Origin of the sequence: Mycolicibacter virginiensis (genome assembly GCF_022374935.2) — a bacterium.
GTDB classification, from domain to species: domain Bacteria; phylum Actinomycetota; class Actinomycetes; order Mycobacteriales; family Mycobacteriaceae; genus Mycobacterium; species Mycobacterium virginiense.
This window is the reverse complement of record NZ_CP092430.2, coordinates 3,243,637-3,263,412: the sequence shown is the minus strand read 5'-3', so window position 1 is coordinate 3,263,412 and position 19,776 is coordinate 3,243,637. Positions and strand designations below refer to the sequence as shown.

The 19,776-nt window shown below is 67.8% G+C and carries 20 protein-coding genes; 11 read left to right on the top strand and 9 right to left on the bottom strand.

All coding sequences use genetic code 11. From position 1 onward, the window contains the following. Nucleotides 1-6: 6 nt before the first annotated feature. Entirely contained in the window at nucleotides 7-1,269 is a 1,263-nt protein-coding gene (locus MJO54_RS15835) for a BamB-related PQQ repeat family beta-propellar protein (RefSeq protein ID WP_082108326.1), read from the bottom strand. A 126-nt stretch (nucleotides 1,270-1,395) separates the two neighbouring features. On the opposite strand from MJO54_RS15835, the gene MJO54_RS15830 reads away from it, so the two are divergent. Genes MJO54_RS15830 through MJO54_RS15820 form a run of 3 tightly spaced genes read left to right on the top strand, consistent with a single transcriptional unit; the run spans nucleotide 1,396 to nucleotide 3,670 of the window. Then, the gene (locus MJO54_RS15830) at nucleotides 1,396-2,136 is read left to right on the top strand and encodes an acyltransferase (RefSeq protein WP_046285259.1); all 741 of its coding nucleotides are present in this window, start codon (nucleotides 1,396-1,398) and stop codon (nucleotides 2,134-2,136) included. A gap of 8 nt (nucleotides 2,137-2,144) precedes the next feature. Further along, entirely contained in the window at nucleotides 2,145-3,284 is a 1,140-nt protein-coding gene (locus MJO54_RS15825) for an FAD-dependent oxidoreductase (protein ID WP_046285258.1), read from the top strand. After that, nucleotides 3,284-3,670 (top strand): PPOX class F420-dependent oxidoreductase, encoded by a 387-nt coding sequence (locus MJO54_RS15820; protein WP_046285257.1) that lies wholly within the window; start codon nucleotides 3,284-3,286, stop codon nucleotides 3,668-3,670. Before MJO54_RS15825 ends, MJO54_RS15820 begins: the two co-directional genes overlap by 1 nt. A gap of 14 nt (nucleotides 3,671-3,684) precedes the next feature. Here the strand turns inward: MJO54_RS15820 and MJO54_RS15815 are convergent, their stop codons facing one another. Together MJO54_RS15815 and MJO54_RS15810 are read right to left on the bottom strand one after the other, a co-directional pair. Then, nucleotides 3,685-4,530, bottom strand: a complete 846-nt coding sequence (locus MJO54_RS15815) for a class I SAM-dependent methyltransferase (RefSeq protein ID WP_046285256.1) — start codon at nucleotides 4,528-4,530, stop codon at nucleotides 3,685-3,687. A 36-nt stretch (nucleotides 4,531-4,566) separates the two neighbouring features. Further along, a complete protein-coding gene (locus MJO54_RS15810; RefSeq protein ID WP_064889066.1) occupies nucleotides 4,567-5,544 on the bottom strand; it encodes an LLM class flavin-dependent oxidoreductase in 978 nt (325 codons plus the stop codon). 92 nt (nucleotides 5,545-5,636) lie between these two features. Here MJO54_RS15810 and MJO54_RS15805 point away from each other — a divergent pair, with 92 nt between their 5' ends. Both MJO54_RS15805 and MJO54_RS15800 read left to right on the top strand, forming a co-directional pair. Then, nucleotides 5,637-7,106: an aldehyde dehydrogenase gene (locus MJO54_RS15805; protein ID WP_240175158.1), complete on the top strand. Its 1,470-nt coding sequence runs from the start codon at nucleotides 5,637-5,639 to the stop codon at nucleotides 7,104-7,106. Further along, nucleotides 7,106-8,053: an alpha/beta hydrolase gene (locus MJO54_RS15800; RefSeq protein WP_064889065.1), complete on the top strand. Its 948-nt coding sequence runs from the start codon at nucleotides 7,106-7,108 to the stop codon at nucleotides 8,051-8,053. Before MJO54_RS15805 ends, MJO54_RS15800 begins: the two co-directional genes overlap by 1 nt. Here MJO54_RS15800 and MJO54_RS15795 read toward each other — a convergent pair. After that, complete coding sequence (locus MJO54_RS15795) at nucleotides 8,016-8,675, bottom strand: winged helix-turn-helix transcriptional regulator (protein WP_064889075.1); 660 nt, start codon at nucleotides 8,673-8,675, stop codon at nucleotides 8,016-8,018. The genes MJO54_RS15800 and MJO54_RS15795 overlap by 38 nt on opposite strands. 58 nt (nucleotides 8,676-8,733) lie before the next feature. Between MJO54_RS15795 and MJO54_RS15790 the strand changes: the two genes are divergently transcribed. Together MJO54_RS15790 and MJO54_RS15785 are read left to right on the top strand one after the other, a co-directional pair. Further along, the gene (locus MJO54_RS15790) at nucleotides 8,734-9,606 is read left to right on the top strand and encodes an alpha/beta fold hydrolase (RefSeq protein ID WP_046285266.1); all 873 of its coding nucleotides are present in this window, start codon (nucleotides 8,734-8,736) and stop codon (nucleotides 9,604-9,606) included. Beyond that, nucleotides 9,606-9,932: a TfoX/Sxy family protein gene (locus MJO54_RS15785; RefSeq protein ID WP_046285252.1), complete on the top strand. Its 327-nt coding sequence runs from the start codon at nucleotides 9,606-9,608 to the stop codon at nucleotides 9,930-9,932. The genes MJO54_RS15790 and MJO54_RS15785 overlap by 1 nt, the downstream gene beginning before the upstream one ends. Before the next feature lie 9 nt (nucleotides 9,933-9,941). Here MJO54_RS15785 and MJO54_RS15780 read toward each other — a convergent pair whose 3' ends face one another. After that, a complete protein-coding gene (locus MJO54_RS15780; RefSeq protein ID WP_046285251.1) occupies nucleotides 9,942-10,514 on the bottom strand; it encodes a TetR/AcrR family transcriptional regulator in 573 nt (190 codons plus the stop codon). Between the two features lie 51 nt (nucleotides 10,515-10,565). On the opposite strand from MJO54_RS15780, the gene MJO54_RS15775 reads away from it, so the two are divergent. Together MJO54_RS15775 and MJO54_RS15770 are read left to right on the top strand one after the other, a co-directional pair. Further along, nucleotides 10,566-11,174: a TetR/AcrR family transcriptional regulator gene (locus tag MJO54_RS15775; RefSeq protein ID WP_046285250.1), complete on the top strand. Its 609-nt coding sequence runs from the start codon at nucleotides 10,566-10,568 to the stop codon at nucleotides 11,172-11,174. A 71-nt stretch (nucleotides 11,175-11,245) separates the two neighbouring features. Continuing rightward, complete coding sequence (locus tag MJO54_RS15770; RefSeq protein ID WP_240175157.1) at nucleotides 11,246-13,012, top strand: flavin-containing monooxygenase; 1,767 nt, start codon at nucleotides 11,246-11,248, stop codon at nucleotides 13,010-13,012. A gap of 6 nt (nucleotides 13,013-13,018) precedes the next feature. Here MJO54_RS15770 and MJO54_RS15765 read toward each other — a convergent pair whose 3' ends face one another. From MJO54_RS15765 to MJO54_RS15750, 4 genes are read right to left on the bottom strand one after another with little or no spacing between them, the layout of a single operon-like run. Further along, entirely contained in the window at nucleotides 13,019-14,146 is a 1,128-nt protein-coding gene (locus MJO54_RS15765; RefSeq protein ID WP_240175156.1) for an NDMA-dependent alcohol dehydrogenase, read from the bottom strand. Between the two features lie 10 nt (nucleotides 14,147-14,156). Continuing rightward, on the bottom strand, nucleotides 14,157-15,401 hold the full coding sequence (locus MJO54_RS15760) for a glycosyltransferase family 4 protein (RefSeq protein ID WP_105295688.1): 1,245 nt from the start codon (nucleotides 15,399-15,401) through the stop codon (nucleotides 14,157-14,159). 55 nt (nucleotides 15,402-15,456) lie between these two features. Beyond that, nucleotides 15,457-16,992, bottom strand: coding sequence for a 1,4-alpha-glucan branching protein domain-containing protein (locus MJO54_RS15755; RefSeq protein ID WP_064890040.1), 1,536 nt, complete (start codon nucleotides 16,990-16,992; stop codon nucleotides 15,457-15,459). After that, nucleotides 16,989-17,786, bottom strand: coding sequence for a class I SAM-dependent methyltransferase (locus tag MJO54_RS15750; protein ID WP_240175155.1), 798 nt, complete (start codon nucleotides 17,784-17,786; stop codon nucleotides 16,989-16,991). The genes MJO54_RS15755 and MJO54_RS15750 overlap by 4 nt, the downstream gene beginning before the upstream one ends. A 197-nt stretch (nucleotides 17,787-17,983) precedes the next feature. Here MJO54_RS15750 and MJO54_RS15745 point away from each other — a divergent pair, with 197 nt between their 5' ends. Both MJO54_RS15745 and MJO54_RS15740 read left to right on the top strand, forming a co-directional pair. Then, nucleotides 17,984-18,775, top strand: a complete 792-nt coding sequence (locus MJO54_RS15745) for an electron transfer flavoprotein subunit beta/FixA family protein (RefSeq protein ID WP_046286923.1) — start codon at nucleotides 17,984-17,986, stop codon at nucleotides 18,773-18,775. 38 nt (nucleotides 18,776-18,813) lie between these two features. Beyond that, the gene (locus tag MJO54_RS15740) at nucleotides 18,814-19,770 is read left to right on the top strand and encodes an electron transfer flavoprotein subunit alpha/FixB family protein (protein ID WP_046286924.1); all 957 of its coding nucleotides are present in this window, start codon (nucleotides 18,814-18,816) and stop codon (nucleotides 19,768-19,770) included. Nucleotides 19,771-19,776 lie beyond the last annotated feature (6 nt).

Genomic DNA, 19,776 nt, shown 5'->3' with positions numbered 1-19,776 from the left:
TCGCGACTACGCGGGGGCGAAGCTGAACACTTGGCCGGCGCTGGTCGCAACCGCCACCCGCCGGTCATTGCCGACTGACACCCCGACGGGAAACCCGCGCGCTTCGGGCAGCGGATAGCTGTTGAGGGTGTGGCCGTCGGCCGGGTCGAACACCAGCAGTGACAAACCCGCCGGTCCCAGGCTGGTGCCGGCGACCACGGTGTAGCCCACCTTGCCGGCCAGACTCGACGAGGACAGCGGCACGGTGTCCTCGCGGCGCCAGACCTGCTCGGCGTAGTCGCCGCGGTCGGCGTAGGCAACCAGTTCGGTGTCGGGGCCACCGCCCGAGACGATCAGTCCGCCGGGTGTCACCGCCGGTGGGGTTTGAGCCAAGAACTTCAGCGGCACTGACCATCTCGCCTTGCCGTCGGCAGCGTTGATCGCCCACAGCCGCTGGTCGCGTCCGTTGACATAGACCGTGGAACCGTCGGCGGACAGCACGGGGCTGGCTAACACCCCGGCGGCGACGGCATCGCTGCTCCACTCCTGGGTGAGCAGCGGGACGCCGCCCGGGTGGTACTTGAGACCGACCAGGCCGGACTCCTTGGCGCCCGGCTGCCACAGGCTCACCACCGCGATGTTGCTCTCCGGTGAGAAGGCAGGTGCGGCGGCGACCGGGCAGTCCGGTCGGGCGCCGGCGCAGTCGGACAGGCCGCGCCGGAAGTCGGTCGGGTCGACACCGTCCACCAGGTCCAGCGGCGTGCCGACGACCGCGCCGCGGTGTGTGTCGAAGATCAGCACCTGCCCCAAATGGGTCACGACCAGCAGCAGGCCGTCGCCGAGGATCCGGGGCGTGGAGGGCATGCCGATCACCGGTGCACGCCAGCGGATCCACTGGGTGGGCGGAAACGAAAGCATGGCGCCCGGCTGCCCGACATAGACGTTGTCGAAGCCGTCAATGAGCGCGCCGAAGAACCCGCCGCCTTGATGTAGCCGGGTGCACCAGCGCTGCCGGCCGCGGTCGGCGTTCTCCCACTGCATCAGCGAGCAACCCGCCTCGGTCTGACCGTTGAGCATCATCCAGCCGTGCACACCCACGGCGGGCTGGGCTCCCAGCTCACCTTTGACCGAGCGGATCCAGTCCAGCTGCAGGTCGGTGGCTCCGGCGGTGCCGGTATGACTGCTGTTGGCGGCATCGGCATACTGGGCGGGCCAGCCCGGAGCGGGCGCGGCATCCACCCAGGAATCGGTGTTGGCGCAGCCGCCCAGAAGCCCTGCCACCGCCACCATTGCGATTCCGGCCAGGACACCACGTCGCCGCAACACAGTGGCAATCCCCAATCCTCGGCCGGTCAGTGAACGAGTCCTGGTGAGGGTAGCGCGTGGCAAGAACGCGCTCGCGTAGGCTTTCCGGCCATGACGACGATGTGGGGTGCTCCGATCCACAAACGCTGGCGGGGTTCGCGCCTGCGTGACCCGCGCCAGGCCAAATTCCTCACGCTGGCCTCGCTGCGCTGGGTACTGGCTAATCGGGCCTACACACCGTGGTACCTGGTGCGCTACTGGCGGCTGCTGAAGTTCAAGCTGGCCAACCCGCACATCATCACCCGCGGCATGGTTTTCCTGGGTAAGGGCGTGGAGATCCAGGCCACCCCGGAGATGTCATACATGGAGATCGGTCGCTGGGTGCACATCGGCGACAAGAACACCATCCGGGCCCATGAGGGCTCGCTGCGATTCGGCGACAAAGTGGTGCTGGGGCGCGACAACGTCATCAACACCTATCTCGACATCGAGCTCGGTGATTCCGTGCTGATGGCCGACTGGTGCTACGTCTGCGACTTCGACCACAAGATGGACGACATCAACGTGCCGATCAAGGACCAGGGCATCATCAAGAGCCCGGTGCGGATCGGCCCGGACACTTGGATAGCCGCGAAGGTCACCATCCTGCGTGACACCAGCGTCGGTCGCGGATGCGTCCTCGGCGCCCACGCGGTGGTCAAGGGCGTCATTCCCGACTACTCGATCGCGGTCGGGGCGCCGGCCAAGGTGGTCAAGAACCGCAAACTGGCCTGGGAGACCTCGGCCGCCGAGCGCGCCGAGCTGGCCGCCGCGCTGGCCGATATCGAACGCAAGAAGGCCGCCCAGGGCTGAGCCGCGCCGTGACGCGACCGCGGGTAGTCATAGCGGGGCTGGGCGACAGCGGTGTTCTCACCGCGATCCGGCTGGCCAAGCATGCCGACGTGGTCGGCGTTTCGGTAAAACCCGCCCTGGTGAGCGGCCAGGAGCTGGGCCTGAGGCTGTCCCGCCCACAGCAGTGGGCGCGCGACTACTGGCTGCCGTTCGACCGGTTTCCACGGCTGGATGCGGTGCGCACCGTGCACGGTGCGGTGTCCGGCGTCGACCTGGACGGCAGAACCCTGACCGTCGCGTGTGCCGACGGTGTCAGCCGCGATGAGCCCTATGACGCCCTGATCATCGCGACCGGGGTCAGCAACGGCTTCTGGCGTCGGCCCACCATGCAGTCGGCCGGTGATGTCGCCGCGGAGCTGACCGCTGCACACGCCCGACTTGCCACCGCCGGATCGGTCATCGTGGTGGGCGGCGGTGCGGCGGCGGTCAGCAGCGCCGCCAACATCGCCCGAACCTGGCCGGCCAAACGGGTCGACCTGTACTTCCCGGGTCCGCGCCCGCTGCGTGAGCACCATCCGCGGGTCTGGCGCACCGTCGAGGGCAGATTGCTCGACGCGCGCGTAGGACTGCATCCGGACCACCGCGCCCTGGTGCCCGAGGGTTTCGGCTGCGACCGCATCACCGATGACCCGGTTCGTTGGAGTACCGGTCAGGACCCGGCCGCAGCCGATGCCGTGCTGTGGGCGATCGGGAAGGTGCGACCCAACACCGACTGGTTGCCGACCGAGCTGCTCGACGATGCCGGCTTCGTCCGAGTCTCGGCCGACCTGCGGGCGCCCGGACATCCAACAGTGTTCGCGATCGGCGACGTCGCGGCGACCGACCCGTTGCGCAGCTCGGCCCGCAACCGGGCCGACGGCCTACTGGCAAGCAACGTGCGGGCCGCTCTCACCGGCAAGCCGCTACGGCACTACCGGCCACCCACCCGGCGGTGGGGTTCGGTGCTGGGGGCCCAACCCGAGGGCCTGGAGGTGTTCGCGCCGTCCGGGCGTGCGTTCCGGTTCCCGGCCTGGTCGATCGAGCGGGTGCTGTATCCGTGGATCGTCCGGCGGGGTATCTATCGCGGCGTACGCCCCAACGATCCGCTGAAAACTGCCAGAATCGACTGATGACGACACCGGCATTCTCCGATGTGTACCGGGAGAAGTACCTGCTGCTGACGACGTTCACCAAGGACGGCAAGCCCAAGCCGACCCCGGTGTGGGGTGCGCCCGTCGGGGACCGGCTGTTGGTCATCACCGACGACGGATCCTGGAAGACCAAGCGGATCAACAACACTCCGCGAGTCACCATCCAAAAGTGTGGAGTCCTGGGCAAACCCAAAGGGGACCCCGTGGAGGCGGTGGCCCGGGTCCTGCCCAAGTCCGAGACCCGGCGGGTCTACGACGCCGTGGTCAAGCGGTACTGGTGGCACGCCTGGTGGTTCGTTCCGCATTCGCTCGTGCGCGGTGGAATAGACAAGGTGCACGTCGGCCTGGAGATCACCGCCGCCTGACCCGTCTCGAGTTATCAGGCGAACTCAAGCAGCGTGTAGGCGCCCCGAAAATTCTTCGTGGGACCCCACTGCCAGAAGGCCGGAAACAAGGTTCCAAAGAACAGGCCACGCCCTTTGGGTATCGGCACATCGTGCACGGCGCTGATGCCCGGCACCGTCTGGGTCAGCCCGGCGAGCTGACGCGCCGACAGGCTGAACGGCATCGGGGGCACACGGTAGTGCCGCGATGATCGCATCCCGCGCGGTGCCACCTTCTTGACCAGGGTCGGTGGGACATCGAAGAACATCTGACCGCCAGGGAAACGTTCGGCGCATGCCGCGATGAGGTCCATCGCCTGGCCCGGCTGCAGATACATCAGCAGACCTTCGGCGGTGATGAAGACGCCGGCGCTGTAGTCGACCTGGTCCATCCAGCTGTAGTCCAACGCCGATTGCGCCAGGTTGGTGATGCGCGGTGACGGTGGCAGCAACTGTTCGCGAAGCCGCATCACCGGCTCCAAATCCACTGACAACCAATCGAATCGTGGATCAGGAATAGCACTGTTGAGACGCCAGAAGCTGGTTTGGAAGCCTTCGGCAAGCGCGACAACCGTCGCCTCGGGGTGCTCCTGCAGATAGGCCGTCGCGCATCGATCAACGGCCAGCGACCGTAGCGCCATCTCCTGGCCACGACGTCCGAACTTATCGAAGTCGAACGCGATGGACTCGACGAGTCGAATCGCCTCCGGGTCATCGATGATGGCCTGAGAGTGTGCGGCCTGATATGCCCGCCCGTTGAGCGTCATCAGGGCGGTTTCCGAAACACCATTGAGCGCACGGGCGTCGACTTTGGATTCGACTGGATCCTCCATCGCGCCCATGGTATCGAAGAAAGCCGTTGAGCCGGGCTGTCCCAGCTAGGGTTTCAGTGCCGGCAGCACCCGTTCGACCAGCAGCCGCAGGCTCTCCCAGCCTTCGTCGAGCGGCAGCCCGCCGATCAGCGGGTGCAGGGTCACCCCGGTGCGGCCGGCGCGACACTGCGCGACGAGCTCATCAGGGGTCAGCACCTCGATCTTGGCCGACGAGCGCAGCTCGTCGATCGTGTCGGTCGGACTCTCGTTGGGGCGAGGCACCTCTGGCACCGCCCACGAGCTGTATTCGGTTGCCTCGTGCAGGAAATGCTCACCACATCGGGCCCACGCGGCCTCGGGGTCGGTGGTCAGATGAGTCACGGTATTGCCGTTCTCGGGGCTGAACACGAAGCCCTGTTTTCCGTTGCGTGCCAGTTCCTCCCGATACACCGCTTCGATCTCGGGCATGGGCATCGGCGGCGAGAACGGCAAACCGAACCGGGCCGCTCGACGGGCGGCTGCCGTGCTCATCCCGCCGATGAAGAACACCGGATGCGGCTTGGTGTAGGGCTTGGGTGTCACATCGATCAGCTGACCGTGGTATTCGAAAGGCTCGTCGCCCCAGGATCTGAGCAGCACCTCGAGGCATTCGTCCATCAGGCGGCCCCGCCGCCGGAAGTCCTTACCCGCAGCGTGGTATTCCTCTGGGCGGTAACCCATTCCGGCGACGAAGCTGACCCGTCCGGCGGACAGCTGATCGAGCACTGCGATGTCCTCGGCGAGGCGCACCGGGGCGTAGAGCGGTATCAACAGTGCGTTGATGCTGATGCGGATATTGGTGGTGCATCCAGCGACGGCGGCGGCCATCAACAGCGGCGCGGGCAGCCAGCCGGTGGCCGCGAGATGATGTTCTTCGCAACCGATCGCGGTGACGCCGTTGGCGTCGGCATAGGACGCCATCTCCAACGCGGCCCGGTACCGCTCGGCATTTCCGGCACCGGGGGCGTTCGTCATGTTCAGGCGCAAGGCGCTTAGTAATGGCATGGGATTGACCGGTCACCTCCTGGGCGCCACCGTAACGTACGAAATGATCAATCGATTGATTATGTCGGCGTCCCGCCGTTAGCCTAGGGACTGTGACCGGTCCGCTGACCCAGCTGCTGATCGACGGCGCGCTGGTCGCCGGTGGTGGGGGCGCTTTTGACACCATCAACCCGGCCACCGAGGAAGCCATCGGTGCGGCCGCCGACGGTGATGCCGCCGACCTCGACCGGGCTATCGCCGCCGCTCGGACGGCGTTCGACTCCTCGGACTGGGGCCGCGACACCGCATTGCGGGTGCACTGCCTGCGCCAGCTGCGCGACGCGCTCAACGATGAGATCGAGACGCTGCGTGAGATCACCATTGCCGAGGTCGGGGCGCCCCGGTCACTGACCTACCGCGGCCAGCTGCAGACTCCCGTCGATGACCTTGGTTTCCCGGCTGCCACCGCGGAGAGCTACCCCTGGCGGGTGGACCTCGGGGTGGCTGCTCCGATGGGTATCACCACCGCCCGCACCCTGGTGCGGGAGCCGTTCGGCGTGGTGGGGGCAATCACACCGTGGAACTTCCCGCACCAGACCACCTTTGCCAAGATCGGTCCGGCGCTGGCGGCGGGCAACACCGTCGTCCTCAAGCCGGCACCCGACACCCCCTGGTGTGCAGCCGAAGTCGGCCGGATCATCGCCGAGAAGACCGACTTTCCGCCCGGTGTTGTCAATATCGTCACGGCTGCCGACCATCGCATCGGTGCTCGGCTCGCCGAGGACCCCCGCGTCGACGTGGTGTCCTTCACCGGCTCGACCGCGACAGGTCGCTCGGTGATGAATGCTGCCGCGCAGACCATCAAGAAGGTCTTTCTGGAACTCGGCGGCAAGTCGGCGTTTGTGGTCCTCGATGACGCCGACCTGTCCGCCGCCTGCACGGCCGCCGCGTCGACGGTGGCGATGCACGCCGGTCAGGGGTGCGCCCTGACCACCCGGCTGCTGGTGCCGCGTCAACGCTACGGCGAGGCGCTCGACATGGTGGCTGCCGCGATGTCGCGGATCGCGGTGGGTGACCCCAACGATCCGAAAACACTGTGCGGACCGCTGATCTCGGCGAAGCAGCGAGATCGGGTGCAGTCGTATCTCGATCTGGCGATCGCCGAAGGCGGGACGTTTCACTGCGGTGGTGGCCGGCCGGCCGGCCTGGACCGGGGCTTCTTCATCGAGCCGACGGTGATCGGCGGGCTGACCAACGAAGCCCGGGTGGCCCGCGAAGAGATCTTCGGCCCGGTGTTGGTGGTGCTGGCCCACGACGGGGACGCCGACGCGCTGCGCATCGCCAATGACTCGCCGTACGGGCTGTCCGCCACGGTGTTCGGTTCTGTCGACCGCGCCGCCCGAATGGCGTCGCGACTGCGCGCCGGGACCGTCAACGTCAACGGCGGCATGTGGTACTCCGCCGACGTACCGTTCGGGGGCTACAAGCAGTCCGGAGTCGGCCGGGAGATGGGACTGGCGGGCTTCGAGGAATACCTCGAGACCAAAGTGGTGGCCACCGCGGTGCCTGGGGCGCAACACTGATGGCCGGGCCACCCGACCCGCAGGTGCTGGCGGCGCTGCTGGCGATGCGCGACGGTGCCGACACTGCGCCGGCGCCGCAGGTCGGCGATGTCGCCGCCCGTCGGAGCAACGTGGGGCATACCTTCAATCAGGCGCTGGCATCGCTGCCACCGGTCACCGGCGTAGAGACCCAAGAGTTTTCGCTGACCTACGACGGCGACACCCTGCCGTTGCGCTGGTACCGGCGAACCGGCGCTGATCAGCCCGGCAGCGCCGTGCTGTATCTGCACGGCGGCGGAATGATCCTGGACTGGAGCCACCTGGGGCCGCTCTACGACGCGGCGGTGCGCGCCTATGTCGCCGCCTCCGGGGTGCCGATGCTGGTGGTGGACTACCGGGTCGCCCCGGAATTCCCGCATCCAACTCCGCTTCAGGACTGCTACGCGGCATTGTGCTGGCTCAGCGATCACGCCGGCGAGCTGGGCGTCGACGCGTCCCGGCTGGCCGTGATGGGCGACAGCGCCGGTGGGGGACTGGCCGCGGGCGTAAGCCTGCTGGCCCGTGACCGGGGCGGGCCGGCGATCGCAGCTCAGCTGCTGATCTACCCCATGCTCGACGACCGCACCCGCGAGGCGGGCGCCGCGGGCGCCACGCTGCTCACCTGGAGCTACGACGACAACGTCACCGGCTGGTCAGCCCTGCTGGGCGACGGTTGCGCCGACGGCTACGCCGCGCCGGCCCGAGCCGACGATCTGGCCGCCCTGCCGCCGACGTACATCGATGTCGGCGGGCTGGACATCTTCGCGCCGGAGGACGTCGACTTCGCCCACCGGCTGATCGCCGCGGGCGTCCCAGTCGAGCTGCATGTGTACCCCGGTTGTCCGCACGCATTCGATCTGCTGGTTCCCGATGCCGCAGTGTCGCAACGGGTTATCGCGCACCGCACACGGTATCTGGCAGCGTTGTAGGCGCGTCGAAGAACTTGCGCAGCGCCGACTGGTCACCGTCGATCTCGACCAGCGCCATGACGTCGTCAAACGACAGCACGCCCGCCGCGAGGCCGAGAACGATGGGTGCCTCGGTGTGCAGCACGGCGTCGAGCGGGCGACCGTCGGGTTCGCCGACCTCGATGCCGGCCTCGGTGGTCTGCAATTGCACCGTTCCGCCGTCCACCGCGATTCCCACCGCCACCGACGGGCCCGCGGGCACCCGGTCGGCGAACAGGGCGGGCAGTGCGAGCCGCAGCCACTCGGCGCGGAGTTCGTCGCCCTGGGGGCCGCGGACCATCAGCGGCGTCGACCAGCGGACCAGCGCGTAGATGGGCTCGCGCAACTGCGCGCCCCAGGGCGTCAGGGCGTAGGAGAGCGCCTTGCCGTCTTCGGACAACCGCCGCTCGAGGACCCCTGCGGTCTCGAGATCGCGGAGCCGGTCGGTGAGCAGGTTGGTTGCGATCCCCGACAGCCCGGTGCGCAAGTCGCGGTAGCGGGCCGGGCCCATCAGGAGCTGGCGGACGATCAACAGATTCCACCGGTCGCCCACCACATCCAGGGCCCGGGCAAGTCCGCAGTACTGACCGTAGTCTCGACTCATCACCATCTACTTGCTAATTTAAAGTTCACTTGACTATATCAAGTTAGTGGGAGAGGACATGACAGTCGCGGAACGGCCCGCGTGGGTCGACGACACGTTGTTCCCGTTCGAGAGCCGGTTTCTCGACATCGACGGACATACCGTCCACTACGTGGACGAAGGGTCAGGGCCGGTCCTGCTGTTCCTTCATGGCAACCCGACCTGGTCGTTTGACTATCGCAAGGTCATCGAAGGGTTGCGGCCGGACTTTCGTTGCGTCGCCGTGGATTACCCCGGGTTCGGCCTGTCGTCGCCCGCGCCGGGATATCGGTACCTGCCCACCGAACACGCCCGGGTGGTCGGCGCGTTCGTGGACGCACTCGCCCTGAGTGGAATCACCTTGGTGGTACACGACTGGGGTGGTCCGATCGGGTTGGCCGTCATGCAACAACGTCCCGAGATCTTCGACCGGTTGGTGCTGTCCAACACCTGGGCATGGCCGGTTGGCGCTCCGCTCGTCCAGATGATGTCGCATGTGATGGGCGGCCCGATCGGGCGCCTGCTGATCAGACAGTTCAACCTCTTCGTCAACGTCATGATCCCCGTCGGGCATCGGCTCGCCAAGCCCACCGGCAAGGAGATGGCCCACTACCAAAAGGCGCTCTACAGCCCCGCGCGGCGAGAGGCGGCGGCAGTCTTTCCCCGCGAGATCACCGCCAGCCGCGCCTTTCTCGCCGACCTGGAATCGGGGTTGCCCGCCATCGCGGCGCTTCCAGCGTTGATCATCTGGGGCGACGGCGACTTCGCCTTCGGTGACAGGGAACTGCGGCAGTGGGAAAGGGCGCTGACCAACCACCAGACCGTCATCGTCAAAGGTGCCGGCCACTTCGTTCCCTCCGATGCCCCTGAGCAGTTCGCGGCAGCGATCCGCGACTGGCACCCGGGGTCCTAGTGGCCTACGACGCGCAGCTGGCGGCCCGGGTGCGGGAGATATTCGCGGGCGACGGCCCACCCGTGCTCGAGAAGGCGATGTTCGGCGGCCTGGCCTTCCTGGTCGCCGGCAAGATCGCGGTCGCTGCCAGCTCCGACGGCGGGCTGCTGGTCCGCGTGGGTGCGGCACGCGCCGAGCAGCTGTTGCGGACCACCGCGGCCCAACCCATGGAGATGGGTGGGCGGACCATGCGTGGCTGGGTCCATGTCGATGCCGAGTACGTCAGTGCTCGGCATCAGCTCGCCCAATGGATTGACATCGGAATCGCCGCCGCGGCGAGCGCTTAGGTCGGCCGCCTAAAACAGCGTGCCGCGCAGGAGATCTTCGGCGCAGCGCAGGGTGGCACGGTAGGTGTCCGGTGACAGCTGCGCTGTCTGCTCGGTCAACCCCCGCGTCAACGCATAGATCGCATCCGCGGCGCCAACGCGGTCGACGTCGGTCGCCAGCGAACCACCGCGGCGCGCTTCGTCGATGACCTCACCGATGACGTCGCGCAACGGCGGGACCTCGCCGGTGGTGCGCTCGAACGCGGCGAGATAGGGGTGGTCCTGGGTCAACCGATCCGCTTCGGCAAGTACCGCGCCAAGTCGATCCGCCACGGTGCCGGTGCGCCGCGCCGCGGCGTGCAACCGGGGCAGCGCGAGCTCGCGGGCGGCGGCCACGGTCGCCGCCATCAGCTCTTCCTTGTTCGGAAAGTAGTGGTACAGGCTGGCGCTGGTCATCTCGGCGGCGGCGGCGATCTCGCGGATCGTGGCGCCCGAACGGCCGACCTCGGCCACGCGACGGATCGCTGCGCTGATGATCCGCTGGCGGGTCTCTTCGCTGTTGGTTCCAGCCGGCCGACCCCGCGGCGACGACGTCAGGGGCATGATCAGCTCAGATTAGTCCGCCGGCGATCCGGCGGCTGCGAGGATGTGTCTATGTCGACTCCGCAGCTGGGCCGTCCGGTGGGCGCCGACGGCGGCCAAACCCGCCAGCGGATCATCGCCGCCACCATTGCGTGCGTGGCCGAATTGGGCTACGCGCGGACCACGATCCGTCAGATCGCGCGCACGGCAGGTGTCACCAGCGCCAACATCTACAACTACTTTCCGAACAAGGCCGAACTGGTGGCGGCCGCGATCGCCACGCGGGCCGAGATCGCGCTGCCGCGACTGCGGCGCGCCGCGCAGCGCCCCGGCACGGTCGTTGACCGGATCGAGGCCGTGCTGGACGAGTCCGGCAACCTCATGCGCGAACATCCCGATCTCGCCACGTTCGAATGGGCGATTCGCGCTCAGAACGCCGTCACCGTGTATCCGGGGGAGACCGAGAGTGGGGGGCTTGAGGCGCTGCGCGACATCATCACCGGGATCGTCGATGACGGCGATAGCCGCCTGGCCACCGGGGCGCGGCCGGCGATCGAGGTGACCTACGCCCTGGTCTATGGGCTGACCGAGTTGGCGGCGACCGGAACTCCGGAGGCCTATCACGCGGCGCTGGCCGCCGCTAAGCGCCTGATCAGGGGGACGCTGTTCGCCACCCATTGATATGATCAACTGATTGATTATATGCTGAGCCGGTTGCTGGGCTGGCTTTGCGGCGTTCCGGAGGTGCCTGATTGACCGATGTCCAGGAACTCCAGGCGCAAGACTTTGATCCGAATGCCTTGCGCGACAAGTACGCCCGGGAACGCCAACGGCGCCTGCGAAACGACGGGATCGACCAGTACGTCGAGGTAGCGGGCCACCTCGCTCGGTTCGCCGCGGACCCGTGGGCCGACCCCGGATTCACCCGGGAACCGCTCTCCGATGAGGTCGACGTCGCGATCGTCGGAGCCGGTTTCGGCGGACTGCTGACCGGTGCTCGGCTGCGCGAGCTCGGCGTGGGAAGCATTCGGCTGATCGACAAGGCTGCCGACGTTGGCGGCACCTGGTACTGGAATCGGTATCCCGGAATCGCCTGCGACGTGGAGTCCTACGTCTACATGCCGCTGCTGGAGGAACTCGGCTACGTGCCGACCGAGAAATATGCCAAGGGCCCGGAGATCTTCGCGCACTGCCAGCGCATCGCCCGCCACTACGACTTGTACGCCGATGCCTGCCTGCAGACCGAGGTCACCGAAATACGTTGGGAACAAGCGACATCGCGCTGGGTGATCACGACCAATCGTGGTGACGCATTCCGGGCCCGATTCGTCTCGATGGCCAATGGCTACCTGCAGAAGCCGAAGCTGCCGGGCATTCCCGGCATCGACGAGTTCGCCGGGCGCACCTTCCACACCAGTCGCTGGGACTACGACTACACCGGCGCGGATCTGGACCGGCTGGCCGACAAGCGAGTGGGGATCATCGGCACCGGTGCCACCGCCATCCAATGCGTGCCGCGACTGGCCGAGGCGGCCGGGCGCCTCTACGTCTTTCAGCGCACACCCTCGACGGTGGACGTCCGGGGCAACCGGCCCACCGATCCGCAGTGGGCAGCCGATCTGGAGCCGGGCTGGCAACGGCGGCGGATGGAGAACTTTCAGATCCTGACCGCGGGCGGCCAGGCCGACGAAGACCTCGTCGACGACGCCTGGACCAGCCTCACCAAGCAGATGCCGATCGTCAACGAGGGTGGCCCGAACGCCGCCGAGATGGCCGACTTCGCCAAGATGGAGGAGATCCGCGGGCGGGTCGACGCGCTGGTAGACGACCCAACCACCGCCGAGGCACTCAAGCCGTGGTACGGCTACTACTGCAAGCGGCCGTGCTTCCACGACGAGTACCTGCAGGCCTTCAACCGCGACAACGTCACCCTGGTCGACACGAAAGGCCTTGGCGTCGAGCAGATCACTGCTTCCGGCGCGGTAGTCGACGGCATCGAATATCCCTTGGACTGCCTGGTTTTCGCGACCGGCTTCGAGGTGGGCACCGACTATTGCCGGCGTACGGGTTTCGAGGTCATCGGGCGCGACGGCGTGACCCTGACCGAGAAATGGGCCGACGGTGTGCGTACCTTCCACGGCCTGCACGTGAGCGGCTTCCCGAACTGCTTCGTCGAGAGCATCGCCCAGTCCGGGTTCACGGTGAACTTCCCTTACCTGATCGACATTCAGTCGCGGCACGTGGCGTGGGTGATCGCCCACGCGTTGCAGCAGTCAGTGACCGCTCTAGAGGCCACCGAGGATGCGGAACAGGGCTGGGTCGATGCGGTGGTGGCGCGTTCCGACGTCATCGCCGGCCGGCGTGAGACGTGTACGCCGGGCTACTACAACCGTGAGGGACACGCGAACGCGCGGCTGCGCCAGGACAGTTTCTTCTTCGGCAGCCCTACCGAATACGCCGACATCCTGGCCGCATGGCGACGATCCGGCACCCTGGACGGGTTTACCATCACCCGCTAGCCGAAGCTAGAGACCGAAGTCGATGACGCCCCTGATCAATTCGCCTGCGGCCAGGTCGTCATACGCCTGGTTGACGTCGTCGAGCTGGTAACGCTTGGTGACCATCTCGTCGAGTTGCAGTCGGCCCGCATCGTAGAGCGTGGCCAACAGCGGGATGTCGGTCCGCGGGTTGCAGGAGCCGAAGACGGTGCCGCACAGCGTCTTGTTCATCAGCATCATGTCTTGGGGATCGATGCTGGTCCGCGTGCCCTGGACCGCCATCCCGGTCAGCACACAGGTTCCGGCCTTGCGGGTCAGCCGCAGGGCGTCCTCGAGGTCGGAATCGGTGACGACAGCGGGGGACAGCACCACCGCATCGGCCATCACCCCGCGAGTCAGGTCGCGGTCGAAGGCCTCGGCGGCGCTGGACGCGGTGTGGGTGGCGCCGAATGCGGCCGCTGATTCCCGCTTGAAAGCAATGGGATCCACCGCGACGATCCGGACGGCGCCGTTGATGCGGGCTCCCTGGACGGCGGCCGTGCCGATGCCGCCCACCCCGATAACCACGACGGTGTCGCCGCCGCGCACACCGGCGCGGTACGCCGCCGAGCCGTACCCCGTCGGCACCGCGCACGCCAGCAGGGCCGCGGGAAGCAGCGGCAGGTGCGGATCGATCTTGACCAGTGAGGCGGCCGAGACCACGGTGTGTTCGGCGAACGCGCCGATCTTGGAGACATGAGCCAGATCCCGGCCGTCGCAGCCGTGGTGCCGGAAGGTGCCATCAGTGGGCATTCCGGGCAGCATGGTGCCCGCTCCGGCGTCGCAGATGTACTCCATACCCGAAGAACACCAGTGACATTGACCGCAGACCGCGACGAATGATGTCACCACGTGATCGCCGGGGGACAGCCCCGCGACACCGTCGCCGACCTGCACGACCACCCCGGAGCCTTCGTGGCCGCCGATCGTCGGCGCGGTCGGAGCACTCTGCCCCGGCGGGGCCAGGTGGCCCTGACGGATATGTTCGTCGGAATGGCACAGGCCCGCCGCGGCCATGCGGATCAACACCTCGCCGGCGCGCGGCGGATCGAGTTCGAACTCCTCGACCGACCAGCGGCCACCGTAGGCTCGCAGGATCGCGGCGCGGCTTTTCATTTCGCCGGGTTTACCGGTCTGGCAGCGCGTGCTCGATGATCGGCCGGCGTGGCTGCGGATCCCGCAAGCGGCGTTTGGCCGCCAGATAGACCTGGGCGGTCTCGTCGGCCACGGTGTGCCAGTCGAAGTCGGAGCTGAGCCGCTCGCGGGCGGCCACCGCCCGGCGCTGGGCGGCGGCCGGGTCATCGAGCACGTGGCAGACGGCTGCGGCCAGGGCCGGCACGTCGCGCGGTGGGCAGGACATACCGGTTTCGCCGTTGATCACCGCCTCGCCCAGTCCGCCCACGTTGGCGACCACCAGCGGGGTTCCGGCGGCAGCGGCCTCCAGTGCCGCCAGGCCGAACGGTTCGTAGTGACTCGGCAGTGCCGCGGCGTCGGCCCGGTGCAACAGTGCCAACAGCTCGTCGTGGTCGACGCGGCCGATGAAACGGGTTGCCTTGAGTACCCGGCTCTTTCGGGCGCACTCGACCAGCCAGTCCTGCTGGGTGCCGTCGCCGGCGATGGTGAGCGTGGTTCCCGGGTGGGCGCGCCGAATCCGCGGCAGGGCCGCAATGATGTCGTGCACGCCCTTTTCGTATTCGAGTCGCCCGACGAACAGGATCTCCGGTGGGCCGTTGCGGGTCTGCCGGGGGGCGAACGGCCACCGGGCGGCATCAATGCCGTTGCGGATCACGGTGGTTTCGGCCAGCCCAGGACCGAACAGGTCGGTGATCTCATCGCGCATCGAGGCCGAACAGGTGATCAGCGAATCCGATTCGCGGACCAGCCACGACTCCACCGCGTGCACCTGACGGCTCAACGGCCCCGACACCCAGCCCGAGTGACGGCCCGCTTCGGTGGCGTGGATCGTGGAAACCAAAGGCACATCGTAGAATTCGGCGAGCGCAATGGCCGGGTGTGCCACCAGCCAGTCGTGGGCGTGCACCAGATCGGGGCGCCACACGCTCTGGCCGCCGTCGATCTTGAGAGACAGTCCGGCGCGGACCATCGAATGCCCCATCGCCAGCGTCCAGGCCATCATGTCTTCGCCGAACGAGAACTCGTGCGGGTCCTGGGCCGCGGCGACCACCCGCACGCCTTCGCTGATCTCGTCGGACGACGGGTGAGTGCTGGGGTCGGTGCCATAGGGACGCCGGCACAGGACGACGACGTCGTGCCCGGCAGCGGCCAGCGCGGTCGACAGGTGATGAACATGTCGACCCAACCCGCCGATCACCACCGGTGGGTATTCCCACGACACCATCAGGATCTTCACGCGGCGAGTCCGTTCTGACGCGCACCTTCGTGGTGCGAGGGCCGGAGGCGGGGGGTCACCGTGGCAGCCTACGGGCATCTAGGGCGCCGAACAGACCGTCGGCCTTATTCCAGCCGTCGGCCAAGCGCTGCGCGGTGTCTCGGTGGCCGCCGGCCAGGGCGTCGGCGATCTCGCGGGTGGCGTGCGCGTGCAACTGCGCACGGTAGCGGGCGTAGTCGGCCGCGGAGTCCTTGCTGACCATGAACGGCCAGTCGCTGGAGACCGTCAGCAGCGCCTCGCGCAGGATCTGGTCGGCGACCCGGTCGCGCGGAGTGGGGCCCGACGGTGCCGCGGTCTGGGCCAGGGCCTTGTCGACGGCGCCCAAGGCGGTCTCGACCACCTCGGAGTTCAGCTGGACCAGGTCGGCGACCTTCTCGCCGGACCACACCCGCCAGTCCTTGCCCGAGCCCCACGAGCTGGGCGGCAGTTCGACGGACTCGCCGACGAATCCGGCGTTGATGGCGTCGGTCAGCGTGCCGACGCGGACCCCGGCTTCGGGCAGTGCCCGCAACACCCGGGCCAGCCAGGTCGGTCCCTCGTACCACCAGTGGCCGAACAGCTCGGTGTCGAATGCCGCAACCACGTGGGCCGGGCGGCCGATCCGCTCGGACTCGGACTGCAGGCGGCCCCGGACCACTTCGACGAAATCGGCGACGTGGGTATCGATCGCGGCATCGGCGCGCTGCGGGTCGTACGGCGCCTTCTGCTCGGGGGAGACGTTGCGGCCGGTGACCCGGGACGGCTTCAACCCGGTGCGATGGTCATAGGTGTGGAAATCCCGGTAGGCGTCATGACCGGGATAGCCCGACTTCGGCGACCACACCCGGTAGCTGACTGCAAGGTCACGGCCGAAAGCGATCACGTCGGAGTCACCGACCGGCCGGCCCAACGTGGTGTCGCCGTGCAGCGACGGGCCGTCGACCATGAAGTGCGAAATCCCGGCGGCCGCGTACTCGGTTTCCAGGCCGGGCGTGTATGCGCATTCCGGCGCCCAGATTCCGGTGGGGCTGTGGGCCAGCCGCGCCCGGGCGTCGGCCAACCCCTCGTGCAGGGCGAACTGGCGCAGTCGTGGCGCCAGCAGCGGCTGGAACGGGTGGGCCAGCGGACCGCCGAGCAGTTCCACCGTCTGCGCCTGTACCAGCTCGCGCAGCAGCGGGCTGGCGCCGTGGCGCCACAGCAGCGCGAACTCCTCGAGGGCCTGTTCGGCTGCGGCGCATTCGTGCAGCCCGAACGGGCGGATGTCGGGCAAGGTGGTGGCCTGTGCGGCGCGCAGCTGCCAGTTCGCCAGCCAGTGGTGCATCCCGTCCAGGCAGTACGGGTCGTCGAGCTGGGCGGCGACCACTGGTGTCACCCCGAGCGTGAGCAGGTTTCGCCGGCCTTCGGCGGCCAGCGTCCGCAGCACCCGCACCAGCGGCAGGTACGCCGCCGACCAGGATTGGTAGAGCCATTCCTCGCCGACGGGCCAGCGGCCGTGGTGCGCCAGCCACGGCAGGTGGGTGTGCAGCACCAGGGTGAACAGGCCCGGTACGGAGCCGTTGGATTCCTCGGTCACCGGCGCACCGCGATCGCCACCAGGTCCAGGCTGTCGTCAATGTTGTGCTGCGAGGCTTCGAGGATGTCGAAATCGTCGCTGGTGACTGCGGCGACGTCGGCCAGCAAGTCGGCCGGCCAGGGCGCGTCGGCGACCGCCCGCGAGATCTGGGCGTCGATGATCGAACCGCCATGGCGGGCGTCCATCTCGGCCAGCACGGGGCCATGAAAAACCCCGTAGACCCCCTCGATCTCGAATCCGCCCTCGAGCAGCAGCTCGGTGAGTTCGGCGGCATTGAGTTCGCGGGTGTGGAACGGGTTGATCGGAGTGTCACGGCCGGGGGAGAAGGTGATCCGGTTGGGCGTGGACACCATCAGCAACCCGCCGGGCCGCAGCACTCGAGCGCATTCGGCGATGAACTGTCCCTGATCCCAGAGGTGCTCGATGACTTGGAAGTTGACCACCACATCCACGGCCGCATCCGGCAGCGGCAACTCGGCGAGGTTTCCCTGGACGGCTTCCACGCGCGGGTAGCGGGCCCGAACGTGGGCCACCGCCGAGTCGTCGTAATCCACGCCGATCACCCGCTGGGCCACGCCCGCGATCAGGTCGGCGCCATAGCCCTCGCCGAACCCGGCCTCCAAGACTTCACGACCGCTACAACGCGGCGCCAGCTGCTGGTAGACCACCTCGTGACGCCGGAACCAGTAGTTCTCGACGTCGAGTCCGGGGATGGTGCGCTCCCCGGTCAGCGTCAGCGTGCTGTCGCTGGGCGGCGTGCCGGTGGGGTCTCCGGCGGCATTCGTAGATTTCATCGCACAGGCAGGCTAACGCGAAGGGCGCACTCTACGAACCGGCTACCCCGCACTGGCATTATCACGACCCGCTACGCTGTACACGCGAACCGCATTAAGTTACCGGTGAGTAACATTCTCGTGCGGCTGCGTGAATCGCTACCGAAGTCTTGTGGCCCGCCGCTGCAGGACCCCTTCGAGGAGGACGAACCACACTCATGACGAACATCGTGGTCCTGATCAAACAGGTCCCAGACACCTGGTCGGAGCGCAAGCTCACCGACGGTGACTTCACGCTGGACCGTGAGGCTGCCGACGCCGTGCTCGATGAGATCAACGAGCGGGCCGTCGAAGAGGCTCTGCAGATCCGGGAGGCCGAAGGCGCCGAAGGCACCGTCACCGTGCTGACCGCCGGCCCGGAGCGGGCCACCGAGGCGATCCGCAAGGCGCTGTCGATGGGGGCTGACAAGGCCGTGCACATCCTCGACGACGGCATGAAGGGTTCCGACGTCGTCCAGACCGGTTGGGCGCTGGCACGCGCGCTGGGCGCCATCGAGGGCACCGAGCTGGTCATCGCGGGCAACGAGTCGACTGACGGTGTGGGCGGTGCGGTTCCGGCGATCATCGCCGAGTACCTGGGTCTGCCGCAGCTGACCCACCTGCGCAAGCTGACCGTCGAGGGCGGCAAGGTCACCGGCGAGCGGGAGACCGACGAGGGCGTGTTCACCCTGGAGGCCTCGCTGCCGGCCGTGGTGAGCGTCAACGAGAAGATCAACGAGCCGCGCTTCCCGTCCTTCAAGGGCATCATGGCCGCCAAGAAGAAGGAAGTCACCGTGCTCACCCTGGCCGAGATCGGCGTGGAGGCCGACGAGGTCGGTGTCGCCAACGCCGGCACCAAGGTGACCGCTTCGACTCCGAAGCCGCCGAAGACCGCTGGCGAGAAGGTGACCGACGAGGGCGATGGCGGCACCAAGATCGCCGGCTACCTGGTTGCCCAGAAGCTCATCTAAGCGATCCCCGGACCTAGCGAAGACGGAAGAAAACAGACATGGCTGAAGTACTTGTGCTCGTTGAGCACTCCGACGGAGCGCTGAAGAAGGTCAGCTCCGAACTGATCACCGCCGCGCGTGAGCTCGGCGAGCCGTCCGCGGTCGTCGTCGGTGCCCCCGGCACCGCCGCCCCGCTGGTGGACGGCCTGAAGGAGGCCGGCGCCGCCAAGATCTACGTCGCCGAGTCCGACGTGGTGGACGGCTACCTGGTCACCCCGACTGTCGATGTGCTGGCTGGGCTGGCCGAGACGGCCGCCCCGGCTGCGGTGCTGATCGCCGCCAACGCCGACGGCAAAGAGGTCGCCGGCCGCCTGGCGGCCCGGATCGGTTCCGGTCTGCTGGTCGACGTGGTCGAGGTCAAGGCGGGCGCCAAGGTGGTGCACTCGATCTTTGGTGGTGCGTTCACCGTCGAGGCCGAGCCCACCGGTGAGCTCCCGGTCATCACCGTCCGTGCGGGTGCCGTTGAGCCCGCGCCGGCCGCCGGCGCGGGCGAGCAGGTCACCGTCGAGGTGCCCGCCGCCGCGGAGAACGCCACCAAGATCACTGCGCGTCAGCCGGCAGTGGCCGGTGACCGCCCGGAGCTCACCGAGGCGCCCATCGTGGTGGCCGGTGGTCGCGGTGTCGGCAGCGCCGAGAGCTTCTCGGTGGTCGAGGAGCTGGCCGACTCGCTCGGTGCGGCGGTCGGCGCTTCGCGTGCCGCGGTCGACTCCGGCTACTACCCGGGCCAGTTCCAGATCGGCCAGACCGGCAAGACGGTGTCGCCGCAGCTGTACATCGCCCTGGGCATCTCCGGTGCGATCCAGCACCGAGCCGGCATGCAGACGTCCAAGACCATCGTCGTGGTCAACAAGGACGAGGAAGCGCCGATCTTCGAGATCGCCGACTTCGGCATCGTCGGCGACCTGTTCAAGGTCGCCCCGCAGCTGACCGAGGCGATCAAGGCCCGCAAGGGTTAATTTCTT

Excerpts from the sequence above, each read along its gene's own strand:
- MJO54_RS15835 (WP_082108326.1), bottom strand. The coding sequence starts at position 1,269 with ATGGTGGCGGTGGCAGGGCTTCTGGGCGGCTGCGCCAACACCGATTCC.
- MJO54_RS15830 (WP_046285259.1), top strand. The coding sequence starts at position 1,396 with ATGACGACGATGTGGGGTGCTCCGATCCACAAACGCTGGCGGGGTTCG.
- MJO54_RS15820 (WP_046285257.1), top strand. The coding sequence starts at position 3,284 with ATGACGACACCGGCATTCTCCGATGTGTACCGGGAGAAGTACCTGCTG.
- MJO54_RS15815 (WP_046285256.1), bottom strand. The coding sequence starts at position 4,530 with ATGGGCGCGATGGAGGATCCAGTCGAATCCAAAGTCGACGCCCGTGCG.
- MJO54_RS15810 (WP_064889066.1), bottom strand. The coding sequence starts at position 5,544 with ATGCCATTACTAAGCGCCTTGCGCCTGAACATGACGAACGCCCCCGGT.
- MJO54_RS15800 (WP_064889065.1), top strand. The coding sequence starts at position 7,106 with ATGGCCGGGCCACCCGACCCGCAGGTGCTGGCGGCGCTGCTGGCGATG.
- MJO54_RS15795 (WP_064889075.1), bottom strand. The coding sequence starts at position 8,675 with ATGAGTCGAGACTACGGTCAGTACTGCGGACTTGCCCGGGCCCTGGAT.
- MJO54_RS15790 (WP_046285266.1), top strand. The coding sequence starts at position 8,734 with ATGACAGTCGCGGAACGGCCCGCGTGGGTCGACGACACGTTGTTCCCG.
- MJO54_RS15780 (WP_046285251.1), bottom strand. The coding sequence starts at position 10,514 with ATGCCCCTGACGTCGTCGCCGCGGGGTCGGCCGGCTGGAACCAACAGC.
- MJO54_RS15775 (WP_046285250.1), top strand. The coding sequence starts at position 10,566 with ATGTCGACTCCGCAGCTGGGCCGTCCGGTGGGCGCCGACGGCGGCCAA.
- MJO54_RS15765 (WP_240175156.1), bottom strand. The coding sequence starts at position 14,146 with ATGAAAAGCCGCGCCGCGATCCTGCGAGCCTACGGTGGCCGCTGGTCG.
- MJO54_RS15750 (WP_240175155.1), bottom strand. The coding sequence starts at position 17,786 with ATGAAATCTACGAATGCCGCCGGAGACCCCACCGGCACGCCGCCCAGC.
- MJO54_RS15745 (WP_046286923.1), top strand. The coding sequence starts at position 17,984 with ATGACGAACATCGTGGTCCTGATCAAACAGGTCCCAGACACCTGGTCG.
- MJO54_RS15740 (WP_046286924.1), top strand. The coding sequence starts at position 18,814 with ATGGCTGAAGTACTTGTGCTCGTTGAGCACTCCGACGGAGCGCTGAAG.